Source organism: Candidatus Atribacteria bacterium (assembly GCA_011056645.1).
Classification (GTDB): Bacteria; Atribacterota; Phoenicimicrobiia; order Phoenicimicrobiales; family Phoenicimicrobiaceae; genus Sediminicultor; species Sediminicultor quartus.
The window spans coordinates 1-5,863 of sequence record DSEL01000077.1; the positions used below are offsets into that span (position 1 = coordinate 1).

General features: G+C 34.1%; 12 protein-coding genes. All 12 read right to left on the reverse strand.

The annotated features are described in order from the left end of the window. Positions 1–17 precede the first annotated feature (17 nt). Positions 18–275, reverse strand: a complete 258-nt coding sequence (gene rpsQ, locus ENO17_03120; protein HER24028.1) for a 30S ribosomal protein S17 — start codon at positions 273–275, stop codon at positions 18–20. A gap of 15 nt (positions 276–290) precedes the next feature. Next, complete coding sequence (locus ENO17_03125; protein HER24029.1) at positions 291–497, reverse strand: 50S ribosomal protein L29; 207 nt, start codon at positions 495–497, stop codon at positions 291–293. Further along, positions 498–920: a 50S ribosomal protein L16 gene (locus ENO17_03130; GenBank protein ID HER24030.1), complete on the reverse strand. Its 423-nt coding sequence runs from the start codon at positions 918–920 to the stop codon at positions 498–500. Next, on the reverse strand, positions 904–1,638 hold the full coding sequence (locus ENO17_03135; protein HER24031.1) for a 30S ribosomal protein S3: 735 nt from the start codon (positions 1,636–1,638) through the stop codon (positions 904–906). Before ENO17_03135 ends, ENO17_03130 begins: the two co-directional genes overlap by 17 nt. After that, entirely contained in the window at positions 1,639–1,983 is a 345-nt protein-coding gene (locus ENO17_03140; protein HER24032.1) for a 50S ribosomal protein L22, read from the reverse strand. Positions 1,984–2,130: 147 nt separating this feature from the next. Next, a complete protein-coding gene (locus ENO17_03145; protein HER24033.1) occupies positions 2,131–2,415 on the reverse strand; it encodes a 30S ribosomal protein S19 in 285 nt (94 codons plus the stop codon). A gap of 25 nt (positions 2,416–2,440) precedes the next feature. Beyond that, a complete protein-coding gene (locus tag ENO17_03150; protein ID HER24034.1) occupies positions 2,441–3,274 on the reverse strand; it encodes a 50S ribosomal protein L2 in 834 nt (277 codons plus the stop codon). A 35-nt stretch (positions 3,275–3,309) separates the two neighbouring features. Then, positions 3,310–3,597, reverse strand: a complete 288-nt coding sequence (locus ENO17_03155; GenBank protein HER24035.1) for a 50S ribosomal protein L23 — start codon at positions 3,595–3,597, stop codon at positions 3,310–3,312. Continuing rightward, complete coding sequence (locus ENO17_03160) at positions 3,597–4,220, reverse strand: 50S ribosomal protein L4 (protein ID HER24036.1); 624 nt, start codon at positions 4,218–4,220, stop codon at positions 3,597–3,599. Before ENO17_03160 ends, ENO17_03155 begins: the two co-directional genes overlap by 1 nt. Before the next feature lie 35 nt (positions 4,221–4,255). Beyond that, positions 4,256–4,879: a 50S ribosomal protein L3 gene (locus ENO17_03165; protein HER24037.1), complete on the reverse strand. Its 624-nt coding sequence runs from the start codon at positions 4,877–4,879 to the stop codon at positions 4,256–4,258. A gap of 357 nt (positions 4,880–5,236) precedes the next feature. Further along, entirely contained in the window at positions 5,237–5,545 is a 309-nt protein-coding gene (locus ENO17_03170; protein ID HER24038.1) for a 30S ribosomal protein S10, read from the reverse strand. Positions 5,546–5,685: 140 nt separating this feature from the next. Beyond that, a partial coding sequence (gene tuf / locus ENO17_03175) for an elongation factor Tu (GenBank protein ID HER24039.1) occupies positions 5,686–5,863 on the reverse strand: 178 nt, incomplete at its 5' end.

Below are 5,863 nucleotides of genomic sequence, written 5' to 3' on the forward strand. Positions count from 1 at the left end.
ATTTAATATGAATTTGCTTATTTAGTTTTTTCTAAAATCTCCATAACTCTCCATCTTTTTCTTTTGCTTAAAGGTCGTGTTTCAGCAATTTTTACCTTATCACCGATACTACATTTATTTTCTTCATCATGCGCGATAAATTTAGTTGATTTTTTAATCCTTTTTTTGTAAAGAGGATGTGATACCAGGTATTCAACTTTTACAACTATGCTCTTCTCCATACTATCACTTACAACTTCCCCAATTTTTGTTTTAATTTTATTCCCGGATAGCATTTAACCCTCCTTTTTTCAATTGACTTTATTTTTTCCTAATTCAATTTCCCTTAGAATTGTTTTTGTTCTAGCAATATTATGCTTTACTTCTTTTATCCTTGTAAAATTACCTAATTGTCCTGTAACAACTTGAAATCTCAAACTAAATAATTCATCTTTAAAATCTGTTAGCTTTTTTTGTAATTCTTCTAATGATAAATCTCTCAATTCACTTGCTTTCATCTATCCCACCACCTGTTCGTCTCTGGAAAGAAAACGAGTTTTTATGGGTAACTTATGAGCAGCTAAACGCATTGCTTCTTTAGCCAAATTAAGTTCAACTCCACCTAATTCAAATAATACCTTTCCAGGTTTTACTACTGCCACCCAATGGTCGGGGGCTCCTTTACCTTTCCCCATTCTAGTTTCTGCTGGTTTTTTAGTCACTGATTTATCCGGAAATATTCTCACCCAAACTTTTCCACCTCTTTTTATTGCATGTGTAATAGCAACCCGGGCTGCTTCTATTTGAGCACTAGTTATCCAGTGAGATTCTAATGCTTGCAAACCAAAATCTCCAAAAGCAATAAAATTTCCTTTTTGGGCACATCCTTTCATGGTTCCCCTATGTGTTTTCCGGTATTTTGTCCTAGTTGGTTGTAACATCTTTTTGTTCTCCTTCTCCACTTAAATCTTCTGCCTTCTTACCAATAAAAACCTTGTTTGTCTCATTCTGGGAATATACTTCTTTGTTTTTTACTGGAAGCACTTCTCCTCGGAAAATCCATACTTTAACACCAATTTTTCCATAAGTCGTATTAGCTTCGGCGAGATTATAATCTATGTTCGCTCGTAAAGTATGAAGAGGTAACCTACCCTCTAAATGCCATTCTGTTCTTGCTATTTCGGCTCCACCTATTCTACCCGAACAAGACACCTTTATTCCTTCAGCCCCCATTTTCATAGTTCGATTAGCAGCCTGCCTCATTGATCTTTTGGTAGAACCTCTTCTTTCCAGTTGTTCCGCGATACTCTCAGCAACCAATTTAGCGTCTAATTCTGGTTTTTTTACCTCAATAATTTTTATTTGTAAATCATTTTTTACAAATTTTGAAAGCTCTTCTTTTAATTTAGCGACTTCCGCACCTTTACGACCAATTACAATACCTGGTCTTGCACAATTAATAGTTAACCTCACCCGATCGGCAATACGTTCAATTTCGATAGAAGAAATCCCTGCATGCTTTAAACGATTCTCAATATATTTTTTTATCTTGTAATCCTGATATATGTTTTCTGCATAACCCTTTTTTGCAAACCACTTATCGTCCCAATCTTTTATAATTCCAATTCTCAATCCTTTTGGATGTACTTTCTGTCCCAATTACTTCCCCTCCCCTTTATGATCAACTATAATGGTAATATGGCTAGTTCTTTTTCTTATTTTGCTTGCTCTACCCATAGCCCGAGGTCGAAATCTTTTAGTGATAGGTCCATCATTAGCATAGGCTTCGGATATATACAAATCTTCCACGTTTATATTATTATTATTTTGCGCATTATAAATCGCAGAGTTTAAAACATTGTATACCATTTTAGCGGAACGGTTAGGAAGAAATTTCATGCTTAAGAGCGCTTCACCAGCATTCTTACCCCGAATAATATCTAAGATCTGTCTCCCTTTGCGGGCTGATATAGGTAAATATTTACCTACTGCCTTTATACTCATTGTTTTCCTCCTAATTTATTTAATTACTCTTCTGTAATATAAAATACTAATTATTTTTAATCTTGAATAAATTTAGATACAAATTCTTCACTTTTCTGTATAACTAAATAATAGATTTTTTAGATATTTTACTATCTATATTATTTACTACTTTACCGAGGTAGATCTCTCAGTATGAGCACTATGTCCTTTAAAAATTCTAGTAGGAGAAAATTCTCCTAATTTGTGACCTACCATATTTTCGGTAATATACACCGGAATATGTCTTTTTCCATTATGGACAGCAATGGTATGCCCGACCATTACAGGAAAAATCGTTGAACTTCTAGACCAAGTTTTAATAATAGCTTTCTTTCTCTTCTGATTAAGTTCCCTAATTTTACCTAACAATTTTTCATTAATATAAGGTCCTTTTTTTAAAGATCTAGACATCTAAAACAATTGCCTCCCTTATTTACTATTTTTTCGTCCTTCTTTTTACGATATATCTATCTGAAGGTTTATTCTTTTTTCTGGTCCTATATCCCTTTGCCGGTATACCGGTTGGAGAAACAGGGTGTCTACCTCCAGAGCTCTTTCCTTCTCCCCCACCCATGGGATGATCAATGGGGTTCATGGCTACCCCTCTAACGGTTGGTCTAATACCAAGCCATCTACTTTTTCCTGCTTTACCATGAGACAAATTTTCATGAGTTAGGTTACCGATTTGCCCAATGCTGGCTTGACACTCCAAATGAATTAGCCTCACTTCTCCGGAAGGCAATCTAACATGAGCATATTTTCCTTCTTTGGCCATAAGTTGAGCTACTGTTCCAGCTGAACGAACTAATTTTCCTCCTTGCCCTGGTTTTAATTCAATATTATGAATTAAGGTACCAGTGGGGATATCTTTTAAAGATTTTGAATTTCCTACTTTTATATCCGCATCTCTTCCGGATACGATTACATCTCCCACTTTTAAATTTGCCGGACATAGAATGTATCTCTTATCCCCGTCATAGTATTTGAGTAAAGCAATTCGTGCTGAACGATTTGGATCATACTCGATACTTGAAACCTTCGCTGGAACTCCTTCCTTTTGATTTCTAAAATCAATTATCCTATACTTTCTTTTATTTCCACCACCTTGATGTCTAACGGTTAACCTGCCTTGGTGATTCCTCCCGCCTCTTCTTTTAAGTCCTACGGTTAAAGATTTTTCAGGTTTATCATTCGTTATTTCATCAAAGGTCGAAATGGTCATAAATCTTCTCCCTGGAGAAGTAGGTTTAAATTTTTTTATCTCCGCCATTTAATCTACACCATCCTTAAATATCTTTTTAAGTATTAGATATTTTCTAATTCTTTTATTTTTTCGCCCTCTTTTAGGGTAACTATCGCTTTCTTCCAATGGGATGTCTTCCCAGAGTATTTTCCCAAACTCTTCTTTTTACCAAGCATCTTTATAATATTTACTTTTGCAACTTTCGTTTTAAATTTTTCCTCAATAGATTTTCCAACTTCGGTGGAATTAACTTTCCAATCAACCTTAAATACATATTTATTTTCCTTTTTTAATCTTACTGTTTTCTCGGAAATGATTGGTTCTAATATAATATCTTTATTTGAAGGCATTATACGAACACCTCCTCAATTTGCTTTAAAGCTTCTTGAGTAATTATTATCTTTTCATGATTTATAAGGTCATAAGCATTTATTTTAGAAACAGGCAAGACTTGTGCCTCCTTAATATTTCTTGTTGCTTGCATGATACCATTATCCTCTTTTTCAATGATTATTAACGGTTTTTTAAATGCATGCAAATTTTTCAAAATTTCCACCATTTTACTAGTCTTATTTTCTTCTAAGGATAATTTATCTATAATGATAATTTCTTTATTATCGAACTTATCCGATAAAACTGATTTTATAGCAGCAACTTTCATTTTTTTTGGTAAAGAAAAGGAATAATCTCTAGGGTTGGGGCCAAATACAATTCCGCCACCTACCCATATAGGCGAACTATTAGTTCCTGCTCTAGCCCTTCCAGTTCCTTTTTGTTTCCAAGGCTTAGCTCCTCCACCTCTTACTTCGCTCCTATTTTTTGTAGAAGCAGTTCCTCTTCTTTTGTTTGCCAAATAGCGTTTAACTGCTTGATGAACTAGATATCTATTTACTTTAGTGTTAAAAATATTATCTTTTAGGGTAACTTCTCCAATATTTTCTCCCTTAACATTATGAACTGATAAAGCAATCATAAACAATCCTCCTTCCCTGGTAAAAACTTACTTAATTACCCATTTTTATTAATGACCAGTACTGCTCCTTTGGCACCAGGAACTGAACCTCTTACTAAAACTAAATTTCTATCGAGGTTAATTTTTACCACTTCTATATTTTTCACGGTAACTCTTTCTGTTCCCATATGTCCTGGTAATTTTTTTCCCTTAAATACTCGAGCTGCATCCGTAGCACCCATTGAACCGACTGATCTAAAATACTCCTTCTGACCGTGGGTTTTAGGTCCACCTGAAAAATTATGTCTCTTAATTGCACCAGCAAAACCCTTTCCTTTAGATATACCCACAATATCTACCCTATCACCCTCCTTAAAGATATCTACCTTAACTTCTGTGCCGGGTAAATATTTATTGGAATCGTCAACCTTAAATTCTCTAATATGTTTTATTGGTTTTGCCTTATATTTTTCAAGGTGCTTGACTATAGGTTTAGAAATTTTTTTCTCTTTTACTTCCTTAAAACCCAATTGCACTGCATTGTAACCGTCCTTTTCCATGGTCTTTTTCTGTACTATCTGACAGGGACCAGCTAAAATTACAGTTACCGGAATAGATTCTCCATCTTTGGTAAATATCCTAGTCATCCCTAACTTCTCTCCCAATATTCCTGCTACCATTTTTATCTTCACCTCCGAGTCTAATAAATCTTATCGCGTATCGCGTAAATTAATTATTTAGTTACTTGGTTAATTAGTTTTTTTTAATAAAACAATTATTTATCTATACTTATCACTTTATCTCTAATTAAAAACTTAAAATTAATTATTTTGGTTAGTCACTTAATCAATTAATTACTAAATTTGAAATTACTTCTACCAGTTTAACAATTAATCGATTAACTATTTACTAAATGTTAGCGACTATTTCCCTAACAATTATTTCAACTTCCTCTGGTACATTTTATTTAGATAAAATAATCAATAAATCTATTTGCGAAATAAATGAAAACGATATCTGGCTAATTTGCCATCCTTTTATTCTAGAGTTTTTAGCTCAATATCTACACCTGATGGTAAATCAAGATGCATTAATGCTTCTATAGTCTTGGTAGAAGGCTCTAAAATATCTATTAATCTTTTATGAGTTCTCATTTCAAACTGCTCCCTTGACTTTTTGTCCACATGTGGGGAACGTAAGACACAATATTTATTTATTTCTGTTGGTAAAGGTATAGGACCAGAGAATCTTCCGCCAATTCTTTTTATTGTATCTACTATCATTAAGGAAGAATTATCTAATATTCTGTGATCATATGCTTGTAAGCGAATTCTTATTTTTTGCATTAAATTTTATTTTACCTCCCTATTACATTTCACATCACGTATTGCGTATTACCTAAAGCTAAAAAACCATTTCGGATAATGATAATATATCCCCTCTTTTATTACGCGATACTCGCGGGTACACAATACCCTATTCAATGTTATTCTATTATCTCACTTACTACTCCGGCACTGATCGTACGCCCTCCTTCTCGAATAGCAAAGCGGAGCTGTTTCTCCATAGCGATAGGAGTAATCAATTCCCCGCTAATAGTGACTCTATCCCCGGGCATAACCATCTCTACCCCTTCGGGAAGAGTGACGGTTCCGGTTACATCC

Excerpts from the sequence above, each read along its gene's own strand:
- ENO17_03150 (HER24034.1), bottom strand. The coding sequence starts at position 3,274 with ATGGCGGAGATAAAAAAATTTAAACCTACTTCTCCAGGGAGAAGATTT.
- ENO17_03155 (HER24035.1), bottom strand. The coding sequence starts at position 3,597 with ATGCCTTCAAATAAAGATATTATATTAGAACCAATCATTTCCGAGAAA.
- ENO17_03160 (HER24036.1), bottom strand. The coding sequence starts at position 4,220 with ATGATTGCTTTATCAGTTCATAATGTTAAGGGAGAAAATATTGGAGAA.
- ENO17_03130 (HER24030.1), bottom strand. The coding sequence starts at position 920 with ATGTTACAACCAACTAGGACAAAATACCGGAAAACACATAGGGGAACC.
- ENO17_03140 (HER24032.1), bottom strand. The coding sequence starts at position 1,983 with ATGAGTATAAAGGCAGTAGGTAAATATTTACCTATATCAGCCCGCAAA.
- ENO17_03170 (HER24038.1), bottom strand. The coding sequence starts at position 5,545 with ATGCAAAAAATAAGAATTCGCTTACAAGCATATGATCACAGAATATTA.
- rpsQ (HER24028.1), bottom strand. The coding sequence starts at position 275 with ATGCTATCCGGGAATAAAATTAAAACAAAAATTGGGGAAGTTGTAAGT.
- ENO17_03145 (HER24033.1), bottom strand. The coding sequence starts at position 2,415 with ATGTCTAGATCTTTAAAAAAAGGACCTTATATTAATGAAAAATTGTTA.
- ENO17_03125 (HER24029.1), bottom strand. The coding sequence starts at position 497 with ATGAAAGCAAGTGAATTGAGAGATTTATCATTAGAAGAATTACAAAAA.
- ENO17_03165 (HER24037.1), bottom strand. The coding sequence starts at position 4,879 with ATGGTAGCAGGAATATTGGGAGAGAAGTTAGGGATGACTAGGATATTT.